18 protein-coding genes and 1 pseudogene are annotated in these 22,554 nt (G+C 62.1%); 15 read left to right on the top strand and 4 right to left on the bottom strand.

Annotated elements, in window-relative coordinates; translation table 11 throughout:
* Nucleotides 1-7: 7 nt before the first annotated feature.
* The 8 genes and pseudogenes from ptsP to ACODR9_RS16225 all read left to right on the top strand — a co-directional run bounded on the left by ptsP (nucleotide 8) and on the right by ACODR9_RS16225 (nucleotide 9,792).
* Nucleotides 8-2,512 carry a phosphoenolpyruvate--protein phosphotransferase gene (gene ptsP / locus ACODR9_RS16260; protein WP_488810448.1) on the top strand — a complete coding sequence of 835 codons (2,505 nt, stop codon included), beginning with the start codon at nucleotides 8-10 and terminating at the stop codon, nucleotides 2,510-2,512.
* Nucleotides 2,509-3,483: a 1-phosphofructokinase gene (gene pfkB, locus ACODR9_RS16255; protein ID WP_488810447.1), complete on the top strand. Its 975-nt coding sequence runs from the start codon at nucleotides 2,509-2,511 to the stop codon at nucleotides 3,481-3,483. Before ptsP ends, pfkB begins: the two co-directional genes overlap by 4 nt.
* A gap of 196 nt (nucleotides 3,484-3,679) precedes the next feature.
* On the top strand, nucleotides 3,680-5,386 hold the full coding sequence (locus tag ACODR9_RS16250; protein WP_488810446.1) for a PTS fructose transporter subunit IIBC: 1,707 nt from the start codon (nucleotides 3,680-3,682) through the stop codon (nucleotides 5,384-5,386).
* Between the two features lie 210 nt (nucleotides 5,387-5,596).
* Nucleotides 5,597-6,970, top strand: a complete 1,374-nt coding sequence (locus ACODR9_RS16245) for an MFS transporter (protein ID WP_488810445.1) — start codon at nucleotides 5,597-5,599, stop codon at nucleotides 6,968-6,970.
* Nucleotide 6,971: 1 nt separating this feature from the next.
* Nucleotides 6,972-7,427, top strand: a complete 456-nt coding sequence (locus tag ACODR9_RS16240) for a hypothetical protein (RefSeq protein WP_488810444.1) — start codon at nucleotides 6,972-6,974, stop codon at nucleotides 7,425-7,427.
* A gap of 15 nt (nucleotides 7,428-7,442) precedes the next feature.
* A pseudogene (locus tag ACODR9_RS16235) lies at nucleotides 7,443-8,699 on the top strand (glycoside hydrolase family 3 protein); the annotation flags it as partial.
* A gap of 54 nt (nucleotides 8,700-8,753) precedes the next feature.
* Entirely contained in the window at nucleotides 8,754-9,341 is a 588-nt protein-coding gene (locus ACODR9_RS16230) for a fibronectin type III-like domain-contianing protein (RefSeq protein WP_488810507.1), read from the top strand.
* 292 nt (nucleotides 9,342-9,633) lie between these two features.
* Nucleotides 9,634-9,792, top strand: a complete 159-nt coding sequence (locus tag ACODR9_RS16225; RefSeq protein WP_488810443.1) for a hypothetical protein — start codon at nucleotides 9,634-9,636, stop codon at nucleotides 9,790-9,792.
* On the opposite strand, the gene ACODR9_RS16220 is transcribed toward ACODR9_RS16225, so the two are convergent.
* Complete coding sequence (locus tag ACODR9_RS16220; protein ID WP_488810442.1) at nucleotides 9,793-10,551, bottom strand: SDR family NAD(P)-dependent oxidoreductase; 759 nt, start codon at nucleotides 10,549-10,551, stop codon at nucleotides 9,793-9,795. It abuts the gene before it with no gap.
* A 98-nt stretch (nucleotides 10,552-10,649) separates the two neighbouring features.
* Between ACODR9_RS16220 and ACODR9_RS16215 the strand changes: the two genes are divergently transcribed.
* From ACODR9_RS16215 to ACODR9_RS16190, 6 genes are all read left to right on the top strand, one after another.
* Nucleotides 10,650-11,009 carry a translation initiation factor Sui1 gene (locus ACODR9_RS16215; RefSeq protein WP_488810441.1) on the top strand — a complete coding sequence of 120 codons (360 nt, stop codon included), beginning with the start codon at nucleotides 10,650-10,652 and terminating at the stop codon, nucleotides 11,007-11,009.
* A gap of 172 nt (nucleotides 11,010-11,181) precedes the next feature.
* The gene (locus ACODR9_RS16210; protein ID WP_488810440.1) at nucleotides 11,182-11,763 is read left to right on the top strand and encodes a helix-turn-helix domain-containing protein; all 582 of its coding nucleotides are present in this window, start codon (nucleotides 11,182-11,184) and stop codon (nucleotides 11,761-11,763) included.
* 46 nt (nucleotides 11,764-11,809) lie between these two features.
* Nucleotides 11,810-13,117 carry an NAD(P)/FAD-dependent oxidoreductase gene (locus ACODR9_RS16205; RefSeq protein ID WP_488810439.1) on the top strand — a complete coding sequence of 436 codons (1,308 nt, stop codon included), beginning with the start codon at nucleotides 11,810-11,812 and terminating at the stop codon, nucleotides 13,115-13,117.
* A 506-nt stretch (nucleotides 13,118-13,623) separates the two neighbouring features.
* The gene (gene tssB / locus ACODR9_RS16200; RefSeq protein WP_488810438.1) at nucleotides 13,624-14,130 is read left to right on the top strand and encodes a type VI secretion system contractile sheath small subunit; all 507 of its coding nucleotides are present in this window, start codon (nucleotides 13,624-13,626) and stop codon (nucleotides 14,128-14,130) included.
* A gap of 26 nt (nucleotides 14,131-14,156) precedes the next feature.
* The gene (gene tssC / locus ACODR9_RS16195; RefSeq protein WP_488810437.1) at nucleotides 14,157-15,698 is read left to right on the top strand and encodes a type VI secretion system contractile sheath large subunit; all 1,542 of its coding nucleotides are present in this window, start codon (nucleotides 14,157-14,159) and stop codon (nucleotides 15,696-15,698) included.
* 93 nt (nucleotides 15,699-15,791) lie between these two features.
* Nucleotides 15,792-19,460, top strand: a complete 3,669-nt coding sequence (locus ACODR9_RS16190) for an ImcF-related family protein (RefSeq protein ID WP_488810436.1) — start codon at nucleotides 15,792-15,794, stop codon at nucleotides 19,458-19,460.
* On the opposite strand, the gene ACODR9_RS16185 is transcribed toward ACODR9_RS16190, so the two are convergent.
* Nucleotides 19,457-20,203 carry an SDR family oxidoreductase gene (locus tag ACODR9_RS16185; RefSeq protein WP_488810435.1) on the bottom strand — a complete coding sequence of 249 codons (747 nt, stop codon included), beginning with the start codon at nucleotides 20,201-20,203 and terminating at the stop codon, nucleotides 19,457-19,459. The genes ACODR9_RS16190 and ACODR9_RS16185 overlap by 4 nt on opposite strands.
* A gap of 1 nt (nucleotide 20,204) precedes the next feature.
* The gene (locus ACODR9_RS16180; RefSeq protein WP_488810434.1) at nucleotides 20,205-21,146 is read right to left on the bottom strand and encodes a prephenate dehydrogenase; all 942 of its coding nucleotides are present in this window, start codon (nucleotides 21,144-21,146) and stop codon (nucleotides 20,205-20,207) included.
* 13 nt (nucleotides 21,147-21,159) lie between these two features.
* Here ACODR9_RS16180 and ACODR9_RS16175 point away from each other — a divergent pair, with 13 nt between their 5' ends.
* Nucleotides 21,160-21,510, top strand: a complete 351-nt coding sequence (locus ACODR9_RS16175) for a DUF4936 family protein (RefSeq protein WP_488810433.1) — start codon at nucleotides 21,160-21,162, stop codon at nucleotides 21,508-21,510.
* A 38-nt stretch (nucleotides 21,511-21,548) separates the two neighbouring features.
* On the opposite strand, the gene ACODR9_RS16170 is transcribed toward ACODR9_RS16175, so the two are convergent.
* Nucleotides 21,549-22,424, bottom strand: a complete 876-nt coding sequence (locus ACODR9_RS16170; RefSeq protein WP_488810432.1) for an EAL domain-containing protein — start codon at nucleotides 22,422-22,424, stop codon at nucleotides 21,549-21,551.
* Nucleotides 22,425-22,554 lie beyond the last annotated feature (130 nt).

Here is a 22,554-nt window from a genome sequence, read left to right as displayed (position 1 = left end):
ACTCCCGATGTCGCACGATCTGATCCATCCGGAACTGATTTGCCTTGCTACCGCCCCGGCCAGCAAGGAAGAAGCCATCCGTCAGGCTGGCCAGCTGCTGGCTAATGCCGGTTGCATCGACGCCGCCTATATCGATAGCCTGCTGGCACGCGAAGCCGTGGCCAACACCTTTCTGGGCCACGGCGTCTCCATTCCGCACGGCATGGTGGAAGACCGCCACCTGATCAAGCGTACCGGTATTGCTATTCTGCAAATTCCGCAGGGACTGGAATGGAATCCGGGCCAGACTACCCACCTGCTGTTTGCCATTGCCGCCCAGTCGGACGAACACATCCAGCTGCTGCGCCGCCTGACTCGCTTGCTGCAAGACGAGCCCCGCCTGCAGCAGCTGTTTGCCACCAGCAATCCGCAAGAGCTGATTGCCGCCCTGTCCGACACAGCTGCCGCACCGGCTGCACCGCAGGAACCGGCGGGCGATCTGGCGGAAAAATTTGAATGGCTAGTGGATTATCCCAACGGCCTGCATGCCCGCCCGGCGACAGCATGGGTGGAAACCGCGCGCCAATACGCGGCACAGGTACAAGTGCGTCACGGCCACCATGTGGCTGACGCCAAGAACATGATTTCCCTGCTGCAACTGGGCCTGCAACGTGGCGACCGCCTGATCGTGTCCGCCGAAGGCAGCGATGCCGCCGCCCTGCTGCAAGCCCTGCAAGGGGTGATGACCCGCCTGACCGCACAGGAACAAACCGACGCCGCGCTGGCCGCACAAAAAGCCCAGGCCCAGCGTAGCGAAAACAACTGGCAGCCGCCGGGCCACCCGCTAGAAGTGGCCGGCATCAGCGCCAGCCCCGGCCTGGCAATTGGTCAGGTGCATGTGCTCACCCACGGCCTGCCCGCCATTCCCGATCACCCGCTGGCCTTGGCCGAAGCCGGTGACAAGCTGCACACCGCACTGGCCGATACCCGTGCCGAACTGGCCAAGCTGGCCGAAGACACCGCCCAGCGACTGGGTAATGCCGAAGCCGCCATTTTCAAGGCGCAGGCCGAGCTGTTGAGCGATACCGACCTGATCACCCTGTCCTGCCAGCTGATGGTGGAAGGCCACGGCGTGGCCTGGTCCTGGCATCAGGCGGTGGAGCGCCTGGCCGACCGGCTGGCCGCGCTGGGCAACCAGCTGCTGGCCGCCCGTGCTGCCGACCTGCGCGACGTGGGCCGCCGTGTGCTGGGCAAGATCGACCCCAGCCTGCAAGCCACCACTCTGTCCGAGCTGCCGGACAACTGCATTCTGCTGGCCAGCGATTTGTCGCCGTCCGACACCGCCGGGCTGGATACCAATAAGGTGATTGGCCTGGCCACCGCCCAGGGCGGCCCCACCTCGCACACTGCCATTCTGGCGCGCACCCTCGGCCTACCCGCGCTGGTAGCCGGTGGCCCCGGCCTGCTGGGCGTGGCCAATGGCACGGCTGCCATTCTGGATGGCCAGGCTGGCCGCCTCTACCTGAATCCGGGTGAAGCCGATCTCAAGTCAGCCCGCGACTGGATGGCACAACAGCAGCTGCGCAAGGAACGCGAAGAAGCCGAACGCAGCCTGCCAGCCCAAACCCGTGACGGCCACAGCGTGGAAGTGGCCGCCAACGTCAATCGCCCGGACCAAGTGGCCGCCGCCATTGCCGCCGGTGCCGAAGGCGTGGGCCTGATGCGTACCGAATTCCTGTTCCTGGAACGTGACGACAGCCCGGACGAAGAAGAACAGTTCGCTACTTACCAAGCCATGTTGCAGGCTCTGGAAGGCCGCCCGCTGATCGTGCGCACGCTGGATATCGGCGGCGACAAGCAAGTGCCCTACCTCAACCTGCCGCATGAGGAAAACCCCTTCCTCGGCATGCGTGGTGCCCGTCTGCTGCTGCGCCGCCGCGACCTGCTGGAACCGCAACTGCGTGCACTGTATCGCGCCGCCCGTGGTGGTCAGCCGCTGTCCATCATGTTCCCGATGATTACCTCGCTGAAGGAAATCACCCGCCTGAAGGGCCTGTGTGAAGGCATTCGCCGCGAGCTGAACGCCCCGGTGGTGCCGATCGGCATCATGGTGGAAGTGCCTGCCGCCGCCACCCTGGCCGACAAACTGGCCGAGCATGTGGACTTCTTCTCCATCGGCACCAACGACCTCACCCAGTACACACTGGCTATCGATCGCCAGCACCCGGAACTGGCCGCCGAAGCCGACAGCCTGCACCCGGCGGTGCTGCGCCTGATTCACCAGACGGTACAAGGCGCAGCCCAGCATGGCCGCTGGGTGGGCGTGTGCGGTGGCATTGCTGGCGACCCCTTTGGTGCCGCCCTGCTCACCGGCCTGGGTGTGAACGAACTGTCCATGAGTCCGCGCGACATCGCCAGCGTCAAGGCCCGCCTGCGTGGCAGCGACTTTGCCAAACTGGCCGAGCTGGCACAGCAAGCGCTGGATTGCGATAGCGCCGAAGAAGTGCGCGCCCTGCAGAGCCTGCTGTCATGAACGGCCCGCTGATTACCATCACCCTGAACCCGGCCATCGACCAGACGGTGTGTGTGCAGGATTTTCAGCCCGGCAGCGTCAATCTGGCGCTGTCCAGCACCAGCAATGCCGGAGGCAAGGGCGTCAACGTGGCCAGCTGTCTGGCCGACTGGGGCTTGCCGGTGCTGGCCACCGGCCTGCTGGGACGCAATAACAGCGAAGCGTTTGAAGCGCTGTTCAAGGACAAAGGCATTGCCGACCGCTTTATCCGCGTGCCGGGCGATACCCGCGTCAACATCAAGTTGTCCGATCAGGCCAATGCCAGCACCACCGACATCAACCTGCCCGGTTTGAGCGTAGGCGAGGCGCAATGGGAACGCCTGCTGACCCTGCTGGCCGCCGACGTCAATCCGGGCAGCCAGATCGTGCTGGCCGGCAGCCTGCCGCAAGGACTGGAGCCGGAACGGCTGCCGGTGCTGATTGGCAAGCTGCGCCAATGGGGCGCGCATGTGCTGCTGGACAGCAGCGGTGCCGCACTGGCCACCGCACTGGCCGCGCCACGCGCCAGCCTGCCGGACTGCATCAAGCCCAATCGCCACGAACTGGAACAATGGGCTGGCCGTGCACTGCCCACCCTGGACGACGTGCTGGCCTGCGCCCGCCAACTGCAACAGGCCGGTGTGGCCGAGGTGGTGGTGTCGCTGGGTGAAGAAGGCGCGCTGTTTGTACTGGACGACGGCCCGGCCTTGCTGGCCCGCCTGCCGGTACAGAACCCGCTCAGCACCGTGGGTGCTGGTGATGCTCTGGTAGCTGGCCTGAGTGCCGCACGCCACCAGCGCCTGGCCGGTGAAGACCGCGCCCGGCTGGCCGTGGCCTTTGCCACCGCCAAGCTGGCCCGCATCGGCCCCCACCTGCCGGAACGCAGCCAGGTGGAACAACTGGCACGGCAAGTGGAAGTGCAGCACTTACAGCAAGAGCGGTTAACAAAATAGCGCAGCGTCCCTGAGGCAAGGCGCGCCGACGCAGACAGTACAAGCAGTACGGCTAGGAGGCGCAACGCCGCATCAGGTTTTTTGTTAGCGGCTCTAAACCATCATGCTGCGGGCGGGCAACGCTCACCCACCCCCGCCACGCGGCAGATCATCAGCAAAGCAACAACAACAGGCAGATAAAACTAGGAGAAAGACAATGGCAAACCTGCTGGCAGTGATTGCAGCTCCCGATCGCAGCACCCAGTCCATGCTGGCTGGCGAAGCGCTGCGCCAGGCGGCTACCCGGCTGAAACACAAGATCGATGTAGAAATCCACACCGCACAAGGCGTGCAGCAGCCGCTGAGTGCCAGCGCCATTGCCGACGCCGACGCCGTGCTGCTGATTGGCGAAGCTGCCGCGCAAGATGTGCGCTTTGCCAACAGCCACACTCTGCTCAGCTCGCTGGAAGCAGTGCTGGCCGATGCCGAAGGCCAGCTCAAGGCCAGCCTGAATGCCCAAACCGCCAGCAGCGCACTGCGCATTGTCGGCATCACCTCCTGCCCCACCGGTATTGCCCACACCTTCATGGCCGCCGAAGGCCTGAGCCAGGCCGCGCAAAAGCTGGGCCACAGCATCCGCGTGGAAACCCAGGGTTCGGTCGGTGCACAAGACACGCTGACGGCGGATGAAATCCGCCTGGCCGATGTAGTGATCATTGCCGCCGACACCCAGGTGGACCTGTCGCGCTTTACCGGCAAGCGTCTGTTCTCCAGCGGCACCAAACCGGCCATCAATGATGGTGAAAATCTGGTACGCCGTGCCATTGCCGAAGCCCAGCCACACGGTGCCAGCCAGGCCGCCAGCAACCAGGCCGCCGCACCGGCAGCCAGTGGCCAGAGCGAACAGCGCAATGGCGCTTACAAACACCTGATGACCGGTGTGTCCTTCATGCTGCCTTTCGTCACCGCGGGCGGCATCATGATTGCGCTGGCGTTTGCGCTGGGCGGTATTTACGCCTTTGACGACGCCCACAAGGGCACACTGGCCTGGGCCTTGTTCCAGATTGGTGCCAAGTCCGCCTTTGCGCTGATGGTGCCGATTCTGGCCGGTTATATTTCTTACTCCATCGCCAACCGTCCGGGCATTGCCCCCGGCATGGTGGGTGGCATGCTGGCCGCCAGCCTGGGTTCCGGCTTTCTGGGTGGTATCGCCGCCGGTTTCATCGCTGGTTACGGCACGGATTTCCTCAACAAGAAAATCCAGCTGGGCCGCAATCTGGATGGCCTGAAGCCGGTGTTGATTCTGCCGGTGCTGGGTTCCTTGCTGGTGGGCCTGCTGATGATCTACGTCATCGGCACGCCGGTGGCCGGCCTGCTGGCCATGCTGACCGATGCCCTCAAGAGCATGCAGGGCAGCAGCGCCTTGCTGCTGGGTGCCATTCTGGGCGCGATGATGGCCTTTGATATGGGCGGCCCGGTGAACAAGGCAGCCTACGCCTTTGCTACCGGCCTGATCGCCAGCCAGGTGTACACCCCGATGGCTGCCGTCATGGCCGCCGGCATGACGCCGCCGCTGGGTATTGCGCTGGCCACCAAGCTGTTTGCCGACCGCTTTACCGCCGACGAGCGCGAAGCTGGCAAGGCCGCTGGCGTGCTGGGTATTTCCTTCATCAGTGAAGGTGCCATCCCGTTTGCCGCCCGCGATCCGCTGCGCGTGATTCCGTCGCTGATGGTGGGTTCCGCCGTAACCGGTGCCATCTCCATGACCATGGGTGTGGAACTGAAAGTGCCGCACGGTGGCGTGTTCGTACTGCCCATCCCCAATGCGGTGACCCATCTGGGATCCTATCTGGTGGCGCTGGTAGTGGGTACAGTGCTGACCGCCGTGATGCTGCGCGTACTGAAAAAACCGCTGGCACAGTAAACCCTATCCGGCCCGGCAGCGCAGATCTGCTGGCCGCTTAACAGTTTCTCTCTCTCGGGCCAACTCCTTTGCGGGTTGGCATTTTTTTGTCCTTTACTGCGCAATTCCCACGACAAAAACCGAAGTTTCCAGACTGCAATGACCAAAGCAGTGCCGGGCTGCACTGCTATGGTAGGCCCCATTCCCGCCTAGGCTCTGGAGAACCGCACCATGTCTGCCCCTGCCCTGTCCGCCGCTGATGTCAAACTGGGCCTTGGCGAGAAAATCGCCTATGGCCTGGGTGATATGGCATCCAATCTGTCGTTTGGTGCCGTCTCGCTATTTCTGCTGTTTTTCTACACCAATATCTTTGGCCTGAGCGCTGGCGAAGCCAGCCTGATTTTCCTGATTGCCCGCATCCTCGACGCGCTGTTCAATATTCTGCTGGGCTACGCCATCGACAAGACCCACAGCCGCCACGGCAAGTTGCGGCCTTATCTTTTGTATGGCGCGCTGCCGCTGGGTGTGCTGACCGTGCTGTGCTTCAGCACCCCGGACACCAGCTACAAGTTTGCCTATGCTCAGGCCAGCTATACCCTGTACTGCCTGGCCTACACCACGGTGAACACGCCTTATTCGGCCATGAACAATATGCTGACCCAGCACGCCATGTCGCGCTCCTCGCTGTCGGTCTACCGCATGCTGTTTGCCACGCTGGGCTACTTTGTGGTGTCGGTATATGCCGAGCAGCTGATTCGCCGCTTTGCCGACCCGCGCACCGGCTACCAGCTCACCATCGCCCTGTGTGCCGTGCTGGCCACCCTGCTGTTTTACGCCTGCTTTGCCATGACCAAGGAACGCATCCGGCAGGACAAGGCAGAAGCCCCCAGCCTGCGCCAGATGGTGCAGGCCATTAGCGCCAACCGGCCCTTGTTCCAGCTATCGATGTTTACCGTGTTTACCTATATCGCCTACAGCGTGTGGATGGCCGCCGCCATCTACTACATCCAGTACGTGCTGCGCGACCCGGCTTATACCGCCAGCTTTTTTGCCATCCAGACCGTGGCCAATCTGTTCGGCACCATTGCCTCGGAACCGCTGATTGCCCGCTGCGGCAAAAAAAGACTGACCCTGCTCACCCTGAGTGCCGGAGCGCTGGCGCTGGCCTATCAGTACTGGCTGGCAGGTGACAGCCGACTGGCCATCATGGCCTGCGTCTGCCTATACAGCGCCGCCATGGGCAGCATCTTTGTCTGCATGTACGCCATGCTGGCCGACACGGTGGAATACGCCGAATGGCAGCACCATGTGCGTACCGAGGGCGCCATTTACGGCTATTTCAACTTCATCACCAAGGTGGCCATGGCCATTGCCGGTGGGCTGGCCGGGCTCATCCTGCAATATGCCGGTTATGACGCCGCTCACATCACCGCGCGAGCGCAGGACTGGATCGCCCTGATGATGACGCTGATTCCCGCCGCCATGTTCGTGCTCGCCCTGCTGTTTGTACTGCGCTATCAGCTGGATGAAGACAGCTATCTGCGCATGGTTGGCCAAATCGAGGCACGCAAGCAACACGCCGCCACCCCAGTACAGGAGTCCTGAAATGACATCCACCCATGCAGAACTGATCGCCCGCATGCGCCCGCAAGACAAGGTCAAGCTGCTCAGCGGCCAGGGCCTGTGGCGCAGCGCCAGCCTGCCTGAGTACGGCATCTGCGGCTTTGTCATGACCGATGGCACTTATGGCGTGCGCTACAGCAGTGCCCAGATTGACCAGCAGCAAAGCTGGAATATCAGTGACTTTCTGGCGGTAATTCAGCAGGACGCAGGCCAACAGGCAGACGACGGCGGCAAGGGCGGCTCGGAAGCGCTGTTCGGCCACTCGCGCCCGGCCACCTGTTTTCCCAATGGCTCCAGCCTGGCCTGCAGCTGGGATGTGAACCTGGTACAGCAAATGGGCCGAGCGCTGGGCATCGAATGCCAGTCCATGGGCGTGGGCCTGCTGCTGGGGCCGGGCATCAATATCCGCCGCACCCCGCTGGCCGGACGTGGTTACTAGTATTACTCAGAAGACCCGCTGCTCAGCGGCGATCTGGCCGCCGCGCTGATCAACGGTCTGCAACAGGAAGGGGTAGGTGCCAGCCTCAAGCACTTTGCCTGCAACAACTCGGAATTCCAGCGCACCGAGATGGACTCCATCGTCGAAGAACGGGCGCTACGTGAAATCTATCTGTACGGTTTCCAGCGCGCCATTGCCAAGGCCAGGCCGTGGACGGTGATGTCTTCTTACAACCGGCTGAACGGACAACAAACCTCGCAGCACCACTGGCTGCTCACCCAGGTATTGCGCGCAGAGTGGGGCTATCAGGGGCTGGTGATGTCTGACTGGTATGGCATCAAGGATCGCCCGGCGTCCTTGCTGGCCGGCAATGAACTGGCCATGCCGGAAAACCCGCTGGACAATGCCGAACTGCTGGCCGCCATCGAACAAGGTCGCATTCCGCAGGAGGTACTCGACAACGCCTGTCTGCACCTATTGCAACTGATCGACAAAGTGCAGGCTGGCCGCCGCCCCGGCACCAAGGCTGATTTTGCCGCCCACCATCAGCTGGCACGGCAGATTGCCGCCGAATCCCTGGTATTGCTGAAGAATGACCACGACCTGTTGCCACTGGATGGCCAGCAGCTGCACCGCTTGGCGGTCATCGGCAAACCGGCACGGCAGCCGGTGATACAGGGCTCGGGCTGCGCCACCACCCAGCCCTGGCAGCTGGACTGCCCGCTGGATGAAATCCGCGCACTGGCAGGCAGTGGCGTGCAGATTGACTATGCCGTCGGCGCACCGCACGACGAACACGACGACGAGGCAGCACTGCAACAAGCCTGCGCCATCGCTGCCGCCGCCGAAGTGGCGGTGGTGTTTGTCAGTACCCCCATCGGGGTGGACGGTGAAAATGGCGACCGCCAGCATCTGGGCCTGCTGCCCAGTCACGAGCGCCTGATCGCGCGGCTGGCCGTCGTGCAGCCCAAGCTGGTGGTGGTGCTGTGCAATGGCGATGCCGTACTGATGCCCTGGCTGCCGCAGGTGCCTGCCGTGCTGGAATGTTTTTTTGCCGGTCAGGGCATGGGCCATGCGGTGGCTGCCACGCTGTTTGGCCACAACAACCCCAGCGGCAAGCTCACCACCACGCTGCCCAATACCTTGGAAGAAACCCCGGCCTATCTGCATTACCCCGGCGAAAATGGCCGCCATCTGTATGGGGAAAGCTTGTTCGTGGGCTACCGCTATTACGACAAACGCCAGCTGCAACCGCTGTTTCCCTTCGGCTTTGGCCTGAGCTACACCCGCTTCGACTACCGCAAGCTGCAGCTCTCCAGCAACAGCATGGATGAACACGACACGCTGCGTCTTAGCGTGGACATTCACAACATCGGCACCCGCGCCGGCCAGGAGATTGTGCAGCTGTACATCGCCCCGCCGCCGGGTGCGCTGGCGCGACCAGCACAGGCCTTGCGCGGCTTCGTCAAACTCGACATCCCGGCAGGCGGCATGCGCCAGGCACAGTTCACCCTGCAGCGTGAGGATTTTGCCTGTTACGACCCGGCCCACACGGCCTGGGTAGTGGAGAGTGGCCAGTATGCAATCCGTATCGGCGCATCCAGCCGCGACATCCGCCAGCAAGCCATGCTGACCGTCCACAGCAAGCCGCTTTATCCCCGGCTAACCGCCGACTCCTCACTGGTGCAGCTTACCCGGCATCCACCCATGCTGCAGGCGGTGGCCCAACTGGTGGCCAGCAAGTGTCCACTGAGCGTGGAGCAAGCGCAGGCCAAACTGGTCAGCATGGCACCCGATATGTTCGGCGGCCTGTTCATCACCCTCACCGCCATGCTGGAACTGAATATCAGCCGCGACGAGCTGCACCAGATACTGCAGCGCTTTAATGACATGCATCCAGAAAACGCCCGCTAGGCATCGCGGTTTTTTCATCTCAACGTCAAGACGCTGTCACATGACAAGACGACAATTCCTCCCGAGCCAGCTACTGGTGCTGGATTGTCTCTTGTTCCGTTGTTTCTTCTCGGCTTTACTCTCGGGCCAACCCTTTACCGGGTTGGCACTTTTTTGGCAGTTCAGCTGCACGACAAGCGCCCGACACTTCGTCCGCATCAGGTAAATAAACGCAAAAGCCCACCGCACAGGCTTGCTGCGGCGTCATGTCCTCTGCATGGTTAGCTGTTTTCCACCGCCAGGTCAGCACCGCATGATTACCGTCACCACGCCGCAGCCAGTCAACTATCCGCCACTGGCCCCAGCGGCAGCCACTGGCAGCCCCAACCCCGCCAACACAACACCAGCCGTAGCGCCCAGTGCTGCTGCCGTGCCACCGGTACCGGATGGCCGCATCAATACCTATGCCTGATCAGCGCGCGGTATTACCGCCGTCCACCGCCAGCGTGGTGCCGGTGACAAAGCTGGCATCAGCAGACAATAGAAAACGCACCGCCCGAGCGATTTCCTCTGGCCGTGCGGTGCGCCCCAACGGCACCCCGCCCTCCACCGTGAGCGAGGGCGTATCCGGCCCGGCGGCGGCACGTTCTGCCGCCCAGCGTTCTACCTCGGTATCCCCCGGACACACCGCATTGATGCGGATGTGGTCACGCGCATGGTCCAACGCCATCGCCCGCGTCATCTGCACCACCGCGCCCTTGCTGGCGCAATAGGCCACGGCGGCTTCGCCCGCCACCAGCCCCCAGTCCGAAGCATTGTTGACAATAGCGCCGCCACCCTGCGCCCGCATGGCGGGAATAACCGCCTTGCACATGCGCCAGACCGCCGTCACATTCAGGTTCATCACCGTGGCCCAGTCCTGCTCGCTGGTAGACTCAGCCGTTCCCCCCAGCACCACACCGGCATTATTGAACAGGCCGTCGATGCGCCCGTGACGGGCCAGCATAGCCGCCACCGTCTGCGCGGTGGCAGCGGTATCCAGTTGATCCAGCAGCCAGTATTCCACCGCCAGCCCCTCGGCCTGCAAAGCCTGCTGCAAGGCCATGCCCTCCGCCTGCCTGCGCCCGGTAAACAACACCAGGGCACCATCCCGTGCCAATAACTGTACTGTTGCCTTGCCAATGCCGGATGTACCACCGGTCACCAACATCACACGCTGCTGATCCGCCATACGCCGTCTCCCCGTCCTCGCTCTGTCATGCTCAAAGCCATCGTCTAGCCGCGCAATTGGCGCTAGACTGCCGGCTGCCCTTTTCACCCGCATGCATCATGAAATCGAAATCCTCTTCCGGCGGCCTGGTTTATTCCACCGAACATGGCCGCATGTGTCCGGGCTGCCGCCAGCCGGTTGACGCCTGTATCTGCCAGCAGCACACCCTGCCCAGCGGCGATGGCATCGTACGCGTCAGCCGTGAAAACAAGGGCCGTGGCGGCAAAACCGTTACCGTGGTAAAAGGCGTGCTGCGCGATGCTGCCGGCCTGACGGCATTGGGCAAGCAGCTGAAAGCTGCCTGTGGCACGGGCGGCACCATCAAGGATGGCATCATCGAAATCCAGGGTGACCATGTGGCCACCATCATCACTGCCTTGCAAAAACAGGGTTTCACAGTGAAACGCGCGGGCGGTTGAATCCTGCTCCACGTCCCCGACAGACCGGCCGGACTGAGCCCCCATTGGGATAACGCACCTAACTGCCCACACTGCCGCCCACGCTGAAAAAATACAACATTAATTTTCAATATATGAAAATTTGTTTTAATTTTTTCACAAAATTCTTGTCTGCCTGCGTATGCTGGCAGGCATGACAGACACACCACACAGCGACCATACCCAGCCAGACCCAAGCTGGCTGGGCGAGCAAATCCGCCAACTGCGCAAGCTGCGCAAACTATCCCTGCAGCAACTGAGCGAAGCCACTGGCCGCTCCATCGGCTTTCTCTCGCAGCTGGAGCGCGGCAAAAGCCAGCCCAGCGTATCCGACCTCAACAAGCTGGCCACCGCCCTGGCCGTGCCCTATGGCGTATTTTTCAGCCAGGCCCCGCTGCATGAACGCGGCCTGGTGGTGCGCCAGGCACACCGCCCGGTGCTGCACTATGCCGAAGGCGTCAGCGATGCCCTGCTCTCCCCCGGCTTTGGCAGCGGCCTGCAACTCATGCTCACCCGCTTTGCCCCTGGTGCCAGCTCTGGCCCGCAAACGCTCAGCCACGGTGGTGATCAGGGCGGAATGGTGCTCAGCGGCCAACTGGAGTTATGGGTGGACGAACAATGCCACCTGCTGGCCGCTGGCGACAGTTTCAGCTTCAACAGCAGCCGTCCACATCGCTACCGCAATCCCGGCAGCGCAGAAACCCAGGTGATGTGGGCCTACACCGTCAGCAGCTGAACCGCAGCACTACCTGCCCGCAGACAATAAGACCAAGGAGAAGGCCATGTTTGAATCCAACCAGCACTATCCGACCAGCTGGTATGCCGCCAGCAGCATCGCCCAGCAAACCGAGCGCCCGGCACTGCAACAGGATATGGATGTGGATGTACTGGTGGTGGGCGCGGGCTTCACCGGCCTGTATACCGCGCATAATCTGGCCGATGCTGGCATCAATGTCGCCGTGATCGAAGCCAGCCGGGTGGGGTGGGCGGCCAGCGGGCGCAATGGCGGGCAGATCATTCTGGGGTTCTCTTGCGACATGCCACCCATCGAAGCCGCGCTGGGCCTAGAGGCGGCACAGGAAATCTGGCAGCTACTGCGCGGTGCCGCAGCCGATATCCGCCACAAAATCAGCCACCATGCTATCGACTGTGAACTGGCAGCCGGCCATTTGTGGACCTCGGTACTATGGCAGCGCATCAAACTGCTGTCCGACTGGCAGGAACATGCGGCACGGCATTATGGTTATGAAGCGCTGGAGTTCGTGCCACGCCAGGCCTTGCCACAGCACGTGGGCTCGGAACGCTATGTCGCCGGGCTGATCGACCACGAAGGTGGCCACTTTCACCCGCTCAAATACATCCTGGGGCTGGCGCGCGCCGCCGAGGACAAGGGTGTGCAAATCTTCGAGCAAACCAGGGCGCTGTCCTACACCAGCCAGGGCGATGGCTGCGTGGTACACACAGCACAGGGGCGCATCCGCTGCCGCAAACTGGTACTGGCCACCAATGCCTATATCGACCAGCTGGACCCGGCACTGGAACGCAGGATCATGCCGGTAGGCACCTATATGATTGCCACCGAACCCCTGCCGGAAGACGTGGCCCGCCAGCTACTGCCCAGCAATATGGCCGTGTCCGACAACCAGTTCATCCTGGACTACTTCCGCCTCACTGCCGATCGCAGCCTGCTGTTTGGCGGCAAATGCACCTACTCCGGCCGCACACCGGCCAATCTCACCGCCAGCATGCGTGCCGACCTGCTGCGCGTGTTTCCGCAACTGGCCCCCTACCAGATCACCCACACCTGGGGCGGCCATATCGACATTACCGTACCGCGCACTCCGGACTTCGGCCACCGTGGCAATGTCTACTGGGCGCAGGGGTTTTCCGGCCATGGCGTGGTGCCCACCTGCGCCGCTGGCCGTGTGCTGGCCAATGCCATTCTGGGCGACACACATCTGCTACAACTGTTCATGCGCCTGCCCAAGCCGGACTTCCCGGGTGGCAAGCTGCTGCGCGTGCCCTTGCAGGCTGCCGGCATGCTGTATTACCGCCTGCGCGACTATGCCATCCCCGGCCTCAGTTACTGACCTGTCTGCCCTGCACCGCGTGATGACCCCGTCAGGGGACATCACGCGCTGAAACCCGAACATTGCCGCTTTAAGCGCTAAACGCTGCCCGACCTCACCCCAGCCGCACGAACGATTGACCACCCGCACCACCAGCTGCTTCAGCAGCACTGCAATCCTCCCGACCTCCAGCCAAGCCGACCAAAGTCAGATTGCCCGCCATTAGCCGAGGCATGCATCCCCATCGGCATCACCACGCCCTCCCGGCAGCCTGCTCATTCCCACCGGCGCTGATGAATGCATTAGTCATTATCTGAGTCGCCCTTCTCATTCTTCCGTCATCCAATGGACTTTTGCCTCAACCCAATCCGCATTTTCAGAACAATACAAATGGCTATTGATCGCAAAAATTACATGAAATATGGTTACGCACATAATAAAAACCATTAAACATCAACAGCTTGCAGAAAGTACAGCATACGCAATGGCTGAGCCACCTGCAGCACACAACTACGGAGCAAGCAACCATGGCTGACAGTTTCCAGAAAGAAGTCCCCCCAGCTCGCGTCAATATCACGCTCGACCTGCACACCGGCGGAGCCCGCAAAAAGCTGGAGCTCCCGCTCAAGCTGTTGGTGCTGGGCGACTTCAGCCAACGCGACGATGGCACCCCGCTGGCCGAAAAAACAAGACATCGCATCGACAAAAACAACTTCGACTCCGTGCTGGCCGACTACCACCCCACCCTGCGTCTGGGCGTGGAAAACACACTGGCGGGTGATGGCTCGGAACTGCCGGTCACGCTGGACTTCAACAGCCTGCGTGACTTCCACCCCGAGCAGGTAGTGCGCCAGATTCCCGAACTGGCCGCCCTGCTAGCCATGCGCAATCTGCTGCGCGATCTGAAATCCAATCTGCTGGACAACGCAGCCTTCAGGCGCAAGCTGGAAAAGATCATGAAAGACGAGCAACTGTCCCGCAGCCTGCGCGCCGAGCTGGAACACATCGCCCCACTGGACGCCCCTCAATCCTGACCACCCCGGATCACCAAGGAAAACACATGGAAAATACCAGCCAGCCAGGCAATACCGCCGTTCTTGATGCCGACACCACCACAGGCAGCGGCGTGTACGGCGCACTGTGCAGTCGCATCAACCTGACCCCGGTCAGCCACGCACCTGCAGTGGAAGTCTTCCGCAATCAGGATGCCTTGTCCGAAGCCAGCCTCGATGAGCGCATCACCGTGGCCGTCAATGTCTTTCTCAAGCTGGTGCAGGAATCCGCACTCAAGGTGGACCGGCTGGACAAAAGCCTGCTCGACTACCATATCGACCGCATTGATGCCCAGATCAGCCGCCAGCTGGATGCCGTGCTGCATCATCCGGATTTCCAGCGCACCGAGTCGGCCTGGCGCGGCCTGAAGTTTCTGGTGGACCGCACCGATTTTCGCAAGAACATCAAGATCGAATTGCTGGATGTCTCCAAGGAAGCCCTGCGCCAGGACTTCGACGACAGCCCGGAAGTGATACAAAGCGGCCTGTACCGCCACACCTACATCCAGGAATACGATACCCCCGGTGGCGAACCCATCGGTGCCATCATCGCCGACTACGAATTCGACCGTGGCCCGCAGGACATTGCCCTGCTGCGCAATGTCTCCAAGGTATCCGCCGCCGCCCACATGCCGTTCATCGCCTCGGTGGGTGCCGCCTTCTTTGGCAAGGACAGCATGGAAGAAGTGGCCGCCATCCAGGATGTGGCCAACTACTTTGACCGCGCCGAATACATCAAGTGGAAAAGCTTCCGCGATACCGACGATGCCCGCTATGTCGGCCTCACCCTGCCGCGCTTCCTGGCCCGCCTGCCCTATGGGCCGGACACCGTACCGGTACGCAGCTTCAACTACTGCGAACAGGTAAAAGGGCCGGACCACCAGCGCTATCTGTGGGCCAATGCCTCCTTTGCCTTTGCCGCCAATATGGTGCGCAGCTTCATTCACAATGGCTGGTGCGTGCAAATCCGCGGTCCACAGGCTGGCGGGCTGGTGGAAGACCTGCCCATCCATCTGTACGACCTGGGCACCGGCAACCAGATCAAGATTCCCACCGAAGTGCTGATTCCCGAAACCCGCGAGTTTGAATTCGCCAACCTCGGTTTCACCCCGCTGTCCTTCTACAAGAACCGTGATTACGCCTGCTTCTTCTCGGCCAATTCGGTACAGAAACCGGCCTTGTACGAAACCCGGGAGGCCACGGCCAACAGTCGCATCAATGCCCGCCTGCCCTACATTTTCCTGCTGTCGCGCATTGCCCATTACCTGAAGCTGATCCAGCGCGAAAACATTGGCACCACCAAGGACCGCCGGGTGCTGGAGCTGGAGCTCAACAGCTGGATCAAGAATCTGGTCACCGAGATGACAGACCCGGCCGACGAGCTGCAGGCATCCCACCCGCTGCGCGAAGCACGCGTCGTGGTGGAGGACATCGACGATAACCCGGGCTTCTTCAAGATCAAGCTGTTTATCGTGCCGCACTTCCAGGTGGAGGGCATGGACATCAGCCTGTCGCTGGTATCGCAGATGCCCAAGGCCAAAAACAGCTAGTCAGGCAGCGGCTTGCCCGGCCTTGCGGCGGGCAAGCCCATGCCATTGCGCCATTTCCTTCCGCCATTCCCACTGCCATCAACCGGACCATCCATGAAACCAGACTGGCTCACGCGCCTGATTCGACCGGACAGTTCCAGCATTGCCCACACAGATGCGCCCGCAGACATTGTCCTGCTGGTGCAGCCGTGCAAGGCAGACACGCCCTGCGGCGAAGATGTGGGTCAGCATGAGGTATTCCTGCAACTCAAGGACAACCTGTCCCGCCTGAGCGGGCTGGATTGTCTGGCGCTGGAGCAGGACTGTCACCTGCTGTTGCAACAAGGCAAGGATCTGCGCCCGGCGGTGTATCTGGTTTATGCCTGGATGCGCCAGCATGGCTGGGACGGACTGAAACGGGGACTGGAGTTTCTCGAAATGCTGACCCTGCATTACGGCACCGCCCTGCATCCGCAACGTCAGGCAGCACGCCATGCCATTCTGGGCTGGCTTGGCAGCAGCAAGGTGCTGGACTGGCTGCAGAGCCTGGATGCGCCAGCCCAGTCGCTACGCCAGGCGCTGCAGCAACATCTGGACACGCTGACCGGGCAATGGGCAGAGCATGGCATCGTGCTGAACGATGCCTGGGCCGGACTGCGCAGCATGCTGGCCACCTTTGACAGCGATAGCCCGCTTGACGCCGCAACACCGCCGGCAGCAAGGCAAAGCAGTCATCAGGCCGGCGAGAACGTGATTGAGTCCAGCCAGATGTTGCTGGAGCAGCTGCGCGCCATGTGCAGCTATCTGCGACAACAGCCGCAAGGTGCATTTGCGGCATTCCGGCTGGCCCGTGTTGTGCGCTGGGACAGCATTGCCCAGCCACCACCGCACGATGGCCAGCAGCGCACCCGCCTGCCCGCCCCCCGGCCCGAGCTGCGCCAGACGCTCAGGCGCTTGCAGGAAAGCGATACTGCCTTGTTCATTCCTCTGCCGGATAGCATCCCCACACAAGAGGTGCGTACCCTGCGCGGCCGCTTTCGTCCACCGCTGGACGGCGTGATGCTGGTTGCATCCACGCTACCAAGCGTCGGCAGCCCGGCGCTGCAACAGTTGCTGGAGTTCAACCAGCGTAGTGGCTGGCGGCTGCCGCTGTGCCTGGCGCTGAGCGGCTGGACTGTGCCGGCCGATGGGGTGGTCTGCCAGTTAACGGATGCCAGTAATACAGAAACCACCGCCCGCGATTTGCAGCAGTTGGCCTGGACGCTGGCCGTGGAGGGGCAGGCTGATTTGCTACAGCAGGCGTCGGACAATAAGCGCTTGGCGCTATCTGCCGCACTGGACAAGCCCGAGGTCATCAAACAATTGGCACAGCAGCTGCGCACCATCAGCCAGCAGCTACCACCGGGGCAGCCGCTGGTGCAGCTAGGCTGGGTGGCGGACAACGCAGCGCGACTCCCCACCACCACGACACGGCCCTGGCAGCAGTTTTCGCCACGTCGGCACCGGCTGTCGCACAGCGACAAGGCTGGCTGGGCAGTCACCGCCATGGTCGGCTTGCTGTTATTGGGGGTAGCGCTGTCGTTTCAGCACAATTTCCAGATGATTCAGCAGGCAAGGCAACAACGGCAGGCGCTGCAACAGGCCGCTGCGCTGACTGCGGCCCTGCCCACACTGGCTACGGTGCAACAGCAAATCACTCAATTGCAGCAGGCACAGCGTCAGGGTTTGCCATGGTGGTGGCGTTTGGGCCTGAACCAGCTACCTGCGGTACAGCAGGCCTTGCTGGATGGCTATGGCAAGGCCGCGCGACGCTGGCTGGTGGAACCGGCACGGCAGAATCTGCGTCAGGTATTGCAGGCATTGAATGCGCTGCCTTTAACAACGGGGGACAACGCCTTGCTGCAGCAAGCGCAACGGCAAGGCTATGACAGCCTGAAGGCTTACCTGATGCTGGACCAGCCGGCACGGGCGCAGCCTGCCTTTTTAACTGCACAACTAGTGCAGGCGGATGGGCTGGCACAGGGCAGACGGGCCGATGTACTGCGCTTTTACAGCCAGCAGCTGCCAAGCCAAGCAGGCTGGCGGCAGGCTGCCGAACCCACCGTGGTGGCTGCGGCACGCCAAACGCTGCTGTCACTCAATGGCATCGAACATGACGATGCCACCTTGTACCAAACCATCTTGAAACAGGCAGAAGCCAAGTACCCGCCACGCAGTGCTGCCAGCCTGCTGCCGGGGGTGGATAGCCGCGGGCTGTTTGTCCTGCCCGGCACCGTAGCGGGCATTTATACGCGGGAGGCATGGGAAGGATATCTCAAGGAGGCGTTCGAGCAGGCGGACCCCAAACAAGGCAGCGAGGCTGGCTGGGTGTTGGGCGTTGCCAGCAGCAAAAGCGAGGGGCCGGTGCTGGCACAACGGCTGCGCCAGCGCTACTTTGCCGATTATGCTGCCGCCTGGCAGGCCTTTCTCAACCGGCTGCACTGGCAGAACACCACATCGCTGGCCGCCGCCAGCGAGCAGTTGAATGCCTATGCCGATCCGCAACGCTCGCCGCTGCAAGCCTTGATGGCGATGCTGCAGTATCAGGGCCGCGCCGGTGCGGCAGAGAAATCACTGGCTGGCAATCTGCTGGACAAAACCCGCCAGTTGGTGGGCAAGAATACGGCAAGCGAGCAGCGGGCGGCATCCGACCCGCTGACTGCCGCCTTTGGCCCCTTGCTGGCGCTCAGCGTACCGCCAGATGGCAATAACACGGGCAATACCACACCGGCCAGCAGCGTCAGCCTGACCCGCTATCTGGAAACCCTCACTGCAGTACGGCTGAAACTGCAACAACTGGCCGCCAGCCCCAATCCGGATGCGGCAGCCCGCCAACTGGCGCAGGCCCTGTTTCAAGGACGGCAGAATGAAATCAGCGATGGGCAGAAATACGCCGCCCTGCTGGCCGCCAGCCTGGGTCAGGAATGGGCGGGGTTTGCCCAGCAAGCCTTTGTCAGCCCGCTGGATGAGGCCGGTGCCGTGGTGCTGCTACCCGCCGCTGCCGACATCAATGCGCTGTGGCGGCGCAGCATCGTACTACCCTGGGGCAGCGAGATGAGCGGACGTTATCCCTTCAACAGTACCGACAACGATGCCGCTATTCCGGCCCTGGGACGCTATCTGGCACCACAACAGGGCGAGATTGCCCGCTTCTTGCAACAAACCCTGGGCGGTGCGCTGGTGCAGGAAGGTGACCAATGGTTGCCCAGCCCCAATCTGGCCAATGCTGCGCCGTTTGATGCGGCCTTCCTCAATGCCGTCAACAGCCTCAGTCGGCTGGCCAGCCGCTGGTTTACCGAAGGGGACGCCGCTTTCAGCTTTGAACTGCAGCCAGTGGCGATGCCAGGCTTGGTCCGCACCGAATTGACCGTGGATGGGCAAACCGTGAGCTATTTCAACCAGCAAGCCAGCTGGAGCGCATTACGCTGGCCGGGCCATGCCCAGCAGCCGGGCAGCCAACTGGTGTGGGAATCGCTGAAGGCCGGTAGCCGGCAAACGCTGGCATTCAACGGGCGTTGGGCATTTATCCGTCTGCTGGAGCAGGCCAAGGTGGAGCAACTGGACAAGGCACGTTACCAGCTGGACTTTGCCCTGCCCGATGGCCTGACCGCGCGCTATATTCTGCGCACCAGCGCGGCAGATGGTCCCTTGGCCTTGCTCAAGCTGCGCCAGTTCAGTCTGCCGGAACGGGTGTTTGTGCTACCGGGCTCCCAGGCCCAGTCAACGGCCAAGACAGCGGACTAACGCCCGCCAGCAACATCCAGAATGCTGCCAGTACAAAAGCTGGCAGCAGCAGACAGCAGCCAGACAATGGCGGCCGCCACTTCTTCCGGCTGGCCGCCACGCTGCATGGGCACGCCCGGTGCCAGCCTTGCCACACGGCCGGGTTCACCGCTGATGGCATGGATGCCGGTTTCGATCAGACCGGGGCGGACAGCGTTGACGCGGATGCCTTCGCTGGCCACTTCGCGCGCCAGCCCCAGCGTCAGGGTATCGATAGCCCCCTTGCAGGCCGCATAATCGACATATTCCCCGGCAGAACCCAGGCGGGAGGCCGCAGAGGAAACATTGACAATCACCCCGCCCTGCCCGCCATGGGCGGTGGACATGTGGCGTACCGCCTCGCGGCAACACAGCATGGGGCCGGCCACATTCAGTTGCAGCATGTGCTGGATGCGCTTGGCACTAAAGCTGTCCAGCCTGCCCATGGGCGCGGTGCTACCGGCATTGTTGACCAAGCCATCCAGCCGACCAAAATGGGTCAGGACATCGGCAAACAAGCGGACGATCTGCTCTTCCTCAGCCACATCGGCCTGAAACGCCTGCGCCACACCACCGGCGCTGCGGATGTCAGCCACCACCTGCGCAGCAGCAGCTGCATCCTGTCGATAGTTCAGCGCCACCAGCCAGCCCGCCGCCGCTGCCTGCAAGGCCGTGGCCGCGCCAATGCCGCGTGAGGCACCGGTAATCAGCAGGGTGGGGGCCATCTCAGGTTTGCCCTTCGCGCAGAAAACGTTGGTACCAGCCCACGCGAGCGGCACGGGCGGTTTCAAAGCTGGCGGCCAGGCCGACTTCATCCGCAGCCTCCACCTGGGCAGTCAGGGCAGCCAATGCCTGGCGGTAGCGTTCCAGTTCGTCCAGCAAGGCCGTGCGGTTGGCCAGCGTGATGTCCTTCCACATTTCCGGGTGGCTGCCGGCAATACGGGTGAAATCACGAAAACCGGTAGCGGCAAAGTCAAAACAGCGGCTGGCGTCGTCCTTGCCCGCCACCATGCCGACATAGGCAAAGGCCAGCAGGTGTGGCAGATGGCTGACGGTGGCAAACACACTGTCGTGTTCTTCCGGCCGCATGCGGTGGATGACGGCACCACAGGCCTGCCATAGCTCGGCCACCTTATCGCAGGCGGCGATGCTGGTTTGTGCCAAGGGGGTGAGCACCACCTTGCGCTTTTCATACAGACCATACTGCGCGGCGGCAGCACCGGACAAATCAGACCCGGCAATGGGGTGGGCCGGTACGCAGCAGGCCAGGTGCTGTGGCAGATATTGGCCAAACAGCTGGGCCACATCACCCTTGGTGCTACCGGCATCGCTGACAATGGCATGTGGCGGCAAATGGGGGGCCATGGCCTGCATCATCTTGCCCATCTGCCCTACCGGGCAGGCCAGCAACACCATATCGGCCCGGCCAGCCACGGCGGCCAGGTCCTGGCTGATTTCGTCCACCACACCCAGTTCCAGCGCACGGTTGAGGTTTTCCAGTGTGCGACCGACACCGATGACGTGCTGTACTTTGCCTGCGCGTTTGAGCGACAAGGCAAACGAGCCACCAATCAGACCGACGCCAACCACCACCAAGGTGGTAATACCCTGCTGCACACCACTCCCCTTTCCTGCGCGATCACCCGGATTCTGCTCGCCCACGATCATGGACGAAGGGTCTATGATAAGCGATTTTGCGCTGCTGCAAAGCCTGCGCCCGATAGAAGAGAGCCCAAGCATGCCCAGCCAGCTGTATGTGTATTACCGGATTTCCCCGCAGCAGGGCCGCGCACTCCTGCCACGCTTGCGCCAGATGCAGGCCGCGCTGGCAGTGCATGGCGTGCAAGCCAGCCTGATGCGCAGGCAGGATGAGACAGCCAGCACCGACCTGCAGACCTGGATGGAAGTGTATCGGGAGGTGAAAGACAGCGTGGAATTTACCCGCCAACTGCAACAGGCGCTGCAGGACTATGGCTTGGAACAGGCGTTAACAGCGCGGCATGCAGAGTGGTTTGTGGCGCTGGATGACTGAAGCAACAGGCAGCACAACCCAGCGCGCAAGGGGCGTCATCAGGCAGGCAGTTTGAGCAACTCTGCGGGCCGGGCCAGATGGAAGCCCTGCACGAAATCACAACCAGCAGCGCGGGCAATATCCAGCTGCATGGTGCTTTCTATGCCCTCGCCTACCACCAGCGCCCCATGCAGATGCAGGATGTCCACCAGCCGCGCCAGCTTGTCGCGCACACCAGGACGCATCAGCGCATGGCGCATCAGCACCTTGTCCAGCTTGACGTAGTCCGGCTCCAGCAGCCACACCCTTTCCAGATTGGACGCACCCTGGCCAAAATCATCCAGCGCAATCTGGAAACCCAGGCTGCGATAACGCTGCACGGCTTCCAGCAAGCGCAGCGGGTCGCTCACCGCATCTTCCACCACTTCCAGGCAGATCCGGCTGGCCGGGATACCCAGCTGCTGCAGCACTTCGGCAAAAAACTGGCCATGGGTTTCGCTGACATTCACCAGATGCTGGGCGTTCACATTCAGTGACAGCACCAAATCAGACGCGGGTTGTTGCAGCAGGAAATTGAGCAGATGCAGGCAGCGTAGCTGGCGATCCAGAAACACCGAACGCCGTGGCGAGGTTTCGGCAGCAAACAGCACGGTGGGAATCAACTGACCGCCAAAGCTGTCGGTGACGCGGGCCAGTGCCTCCACCGACCACAAGCGGGTAGTGCCGTTCTCCAGCGCATAGATGGGCTGGAATACCGAGCGGAAGCGCCACTCTTCATGGCGACCGCGCACCCGTCCGGCTTGCAGGCTGAGGGGGTGTTGTTCGAACTGGTGGGCGTTCAGCAGCTGGTTGATAAAAGCCAGGTCGCGTTCGATCGGTGCCAGTGCGGCGGGCTGTTGACAGGCAAGCTGTTCCAGCAGGCTGGCTGCCACCATGCTGATTCTCCTTGGCGCAGCGTGGGTGCACGCTGGTTTGGCGTCAGGAAATAGCTCCCCGCCTTGTGGCAGCCACTATAACCAGCCCTGTTTAGCGCCAGAAATAATTTAATCAGCAAACCTTATGCAA

Source organism: Aquitalea sp. FG25 (assembly GCF_057809375.1).
This window is presented reverse-complemented; position numbering and strand designations above follow the sequence as displayed.

Coding starts and splice junctions, on each gene's coding strand:
- ptsP (WP_488810448.1), top strand. CDS start 8: ATGTCGCACGATCTGATCCATCCGGAACTGATTTGCCTTGCTACCGCC.
- pfkB (WP_488810447.1), top strand. CDS start 2,509: ATGAACGGCCCGCTGATTACCATCACCCTGAACCCGGCCATCGACCAG.
- ACODR9_RS16250 (WP_488810446.1), top strand. CDS start 3,680: ATGGCAAACCTGCTGGCAGTGATTGCAGCTCCCGATCGCAGCACCCAG.
- ACODR9_RS16245 (WP_488810445.1), top strand. CDS start 5,597: ATGTCTGCCCCTGCCCTGTCCGCCGCTGATGTCAAACTGGGCCTTGGC.
- ACODR9_RS16240 (WP_488810444.1), top strand. CDS start 6,972: ATGACATCCACCCATGCAGAACTGATCGCCCGCATGCGCCCGCAAGAC.
- ACODR9_RS16230 (WP_488810507.1), top strand. CDS start 8,754: ATGGATGAACACGACACGCTGCGTCTTAGCGTGGACATTCACAACATC.
- ACODR9_RS16225 (WP_488810443.1), top strand. CDS start 9,634: ATGATTACCGTCACCACGCCGCAGCCAGTCAACTATCCGCCACTGGCC.
- ACODR9_RS16220 (WP_488810442.1), bottom strand. CDS start 10,551: ATGGCGGATCAGCAGCGTGTGATGTTGGTGACCGGTGGTACATCCGGC.
- ACODR9_RS16215 (WP_488810441.1), top strand. CDS start 10,650: ATGAAATCGAAATCCTCTTCCGGCGGCCTGGTTTATTCCACCGAACAT.
- ACODR9_RS16210 (WP_488810440.1), top strand. CDS start 11,182: ATGACAGACACACCACACAGCGACCATACCCAGCCAGACCCAAGCTGG.
- ACODR9_RS16205 (WP_488810439.1), top strand. CDS start 11,810: ATGTTTGAATCCAACCAGCACTATCCGACCAGCTGGTATGCCGCCAGC.
- tssB (WP_488810438.1), top strand. CDS start 13,624: ATGGCTGACAGTTTCCAGAAAGAAGTCCCCCCAGCTCGCGTCAATATC.
- tssC (WP_488810437.1), top strand. CDS start 14,157: ATGGAAAATACCAGCCAGCCAGGCAATACCGCCGTTCTTGATGCCGAC.
- ACODR9_RS16190 (WP_488810436.1), top strand. CDS start 15,792: ATGAAACCAGACTGGCTCACGCGCCTGATTCGACCGGACAGTTCCAGC.
- ACODR9_RS16185 (WP_488810435.1), bottom strand. CDS start 20,203: ATGGCCCCCACCCTGCTGATTACCGGTGCCTCACGCGGCATTGGCGCG.
- ACODR9_RS16180 (WP_488810434.1), bottom strand. CDS start 21,146: ATGATCGTGGGCGAGCAGAATCCGGGTGATCGCGCAGGAAAGGGGAGT.
- ACODR9_RS16175 (WP_488810433.1), top strand. CDS start 21,160: ATGATAAGCGATTTTGCGCTGCTGCAAAGCCTGCGCCCGATAGAAGAG.
- ACODR9_RS16170 (WP_488810432.1), bottom strand. CDS start 22,424: ATGGTGGCAGCCAGCCTGCTGGAACAGCTTGCCTGTCAACAGCCCGCC.